The following is a 2,259-nucleotide window of genomic DNA, read 5'->3' as shown; positions in this document are numbered from 1 at the left end:
CCCCATCTACATATTTAAACGTACGGTGAATGCGCACCACCTGATCGATATAGGCCTTAAACGTCGAGGGTACACTCAAGTTATACATGGGCACCCCAAACACATAGCGCTCGCTGGTGATCAACTCGTCGATCAACATGTCCGACAGACTGAGAACCTGCTGCTGTTCTGCCAATCGCGCATCCGGTGGCGTGAAGGCAGAGGAAATCCACTCTTCATTGACATGGGGGACAGGATGGCGGCCCAAGTCTCGATAGATGACGCGATCGCCGGGGTGTTTAATTTTCCACAACGTGACAAACCGGCGCGTGAACCGCCGGGAAACCGACTGCTCACCTCGCGGGCTAGAGTCAATATGTAGCAAGGTAGACATAGTGTTGAAAGCCGATACAGAACACAGTAAACAGCAAGGACATCATCTAAGACCAGCCAGGCCCCTTCAGAGTGCCCCAGAACAGCCGATGGATCTGCTTGCCCTACAAATCTTCTCAGGATCTGGCCCACCGCACCGAATTCTTAGGCTAAACCCAGGCTTGCCCGCAGGCTAACGGAGACATGTCAATTGACACGACCCTTTCACCTGCGTCACGATATTGAAAGAAAATGTTAACCCATGTAAAGGCTGACCCCTATGTCCCTGGAGCTAATGTCGCTAGAAACTCTACAAGAAATTGCTCAGCAGTATGGCTACTGGGCGGTCGGCATTGGCATCATGCTTGAAAACGCAGGCATTCCCCTCCCCGGTGAAACCATTACGCTCATTGGTGGCTTCCTCGCCGGAAGTGGAGAACTCAACTATTGGTTTGTGTTGCCCAGTGCGATCGCCGGTGCCGTGGTAGGCGACAACATCGGCTATTGGATTGGCTACTATGGCGGATGGCCGCTCATGGTTCGCATTGGGCGACTGTTTCGCCTCAAGGAAGAGCAAATGCTTGAGGTGCGGGTACGGTTTGCCCAAAATGCTGTGCGAGCCGTCATCCTAGGGCGATTTGTGGCGCTCCTACGCATCTTTGCTGGCCCCCTAGCCGGTCTTTCCCAAATGCCCTATCCCAAATTTCTGCTCTGTAACTTCATTGGTGCAGCCTCTTGGGCCTCAATCATGGTGACCCTGGCTTATTTTGCCGGTCGGATTATTCCTCTAGAGGAGTTGATTAGCGACGTGGCCAAGTTTGCCCTCTTTGCCTTAGCGCTGGTAGCAGCTTGGATTGTGATTCCCCTCTGGCTAGAATCTCGTCAGCTCCAAGAGCAGGACTAATTACTCAGGTAGGTTCATAGACTGGATCACCTTGCGTTCCAACAGCCAAAACAATCCAGTCTGAACCATCTCCTACCCAAACTCATAGCCCTGATTCACCCAATAATGCTAGGCAGCGATCGCTTGCTGGGTCTTTACATCGGCCTCTGGGGCTTCCATCTGAATCAAGGGCACTGCCCAACTATCGTCTGCTTTTCTGGGTATGGGCATCTACCACCATATCTATCGCGATCCGCTCGTCATCCCGTTCAACAATAATAACTCTGCCCAGCAAGTGTTGTTATCAGTGCTTGTTGAACTGCGTTGATCGCTTACCCTGAAGCCATCTTAGACGATGCTGCTGTGTAGAATTGGTAGACTGTAGGTACGCAGTGTAGAGGTCAACGACGTATGCTTGAAAACTCCCCAGTCATCAGCGCATCTCCTGACGTTATGAGCGGTACTCCAGTGTTTGCTGGTACTAGGGTTCCTATTCAGACGCTTCTGGACTATCTCAAAGCAGGAGAATCTATCAACGATTTTTTGGATGGGTTTCCGACTGTCACTCAAGAACAGGTCATCACTCTGCTGGAAGAAGCTGGAAAACGACTTGTTGGCACTGTTCGCTTAAGCGGCTGAAAATAACTTTCCCGAGGCAAGCAGATCTTTCAACAACTCGCTCCAATTAACTTTCATATCGATGGTACGTACTGTTGAAGCCCACTTATTACCTGATCTCGATCCTTGGAATTCAGCATACGAAGAACAAGTTTTTCATAGCCATTGCGACCAAGTTCAAAAATTGAGCACACATTTTGCACAAGTCCCTTGTTGTTGTAATACTTTAATATTTCATCTAAAGTGCCAGAATTGGCTAATTCGCTATACAGATGAAAATTGTCTGCATAGATTGCATCAATATCTAATGCGGATATAGCATTCTCAACAGAGGACTTTATCACTGCCAGTCCTATTAACTTGGTATGAATCTTGTATAAGTTATTCTCAATAGCTCTATATGTACG

At 49.0% G+C, this 2,259-nt stretch carries 4 protein-coding genes; 2 read left to right on the top strand and 2 right to left on the bottom strand.

Features of this window, described 5'->3' with window-relative positions; translation table 11 throughout:
• The coding region (locus tag V6D20_24305; GenBank protein HEY9818904.1) for an NAD(P)H-dependent oxidoreductase at positions 1-373 on the bottom strand (373 nt) is incomplete at its 3' end.
• A 258-nt stretch (positions 374-631) separates the two neighbouring features.
• On the opposite strand from V6D20_24305, the gene V6D20_24300 reads away from it, so the two are divergent.
• Both V6D20_24300 and V6D20_24295 read left to right on the top strand, forming a co-directional pair.
• Positions 632-1,255 carry a DedA family protein gene (locus tag V6D20_24300; GenBank protein HEY9818903.1) on the top strand — a complete coding sequence of 208 codons (624 nt, stop codon included), beginning with the start codon at positions 632-634 and terminating at the stop codon, positions 1,253-1,255.
• Positions 1,256-1,645: 390 nt separating this feature from the next.
• The gene (locus V6D20_24295; protein HEY9818902.1) at positions 1,646-1,873 is read left to right on the top strand and encodes a DUF433 domain-containing protein; all 228 of its coding nucleotides are present in this window, start codon (positions 1,646-1,648) and stop codon (positions 1,871-1,873) included.
• A gap of 53 nt (positions 1,874-1,926) precedes the next feature.
• Here V6D20_24295 and V6D20_24290 read toward each other — a convergent pair.
• Positions 1,927-2,259, bottom strand: a 333-nt coding sequence (locus V6D20_24290; protein ID HEY9818901.1) for a hypothetical protein, incomplete at its 5' end; no start/stop codon positions are given.

The sequence above is a fragment of the Candidatus Obscuribacterales bacterium genome (assembly GCA_036703605.1).
GTDB lineage: Bacteria > Cyanobacteriota > Cyanobacteriia > RECH01 > RECH01 > RECH01.
Note: the sequence above shows the minus strand (reverse complement) of the source record. Positions and strands in the feature narration are given on the sequence as shown.

What these genes read in the sequence shown, in the direction of transcription:
- V6D20_24300 (HEY9818903.1), top strand. Translation starts at nt 632, where the DNA reads ATGTCCCTGGAGCTAATGTCGCTAGAAACTCTACAAGAAATTGCTCAG.
- V6D20_24295 (HEY9818902.1), top strand. Translation starts at nt 1,646, where the DNA reads ATGCTTGAAAACTCCCCAGTCATCAGCGCATCTCCTGACGTTATGAGC.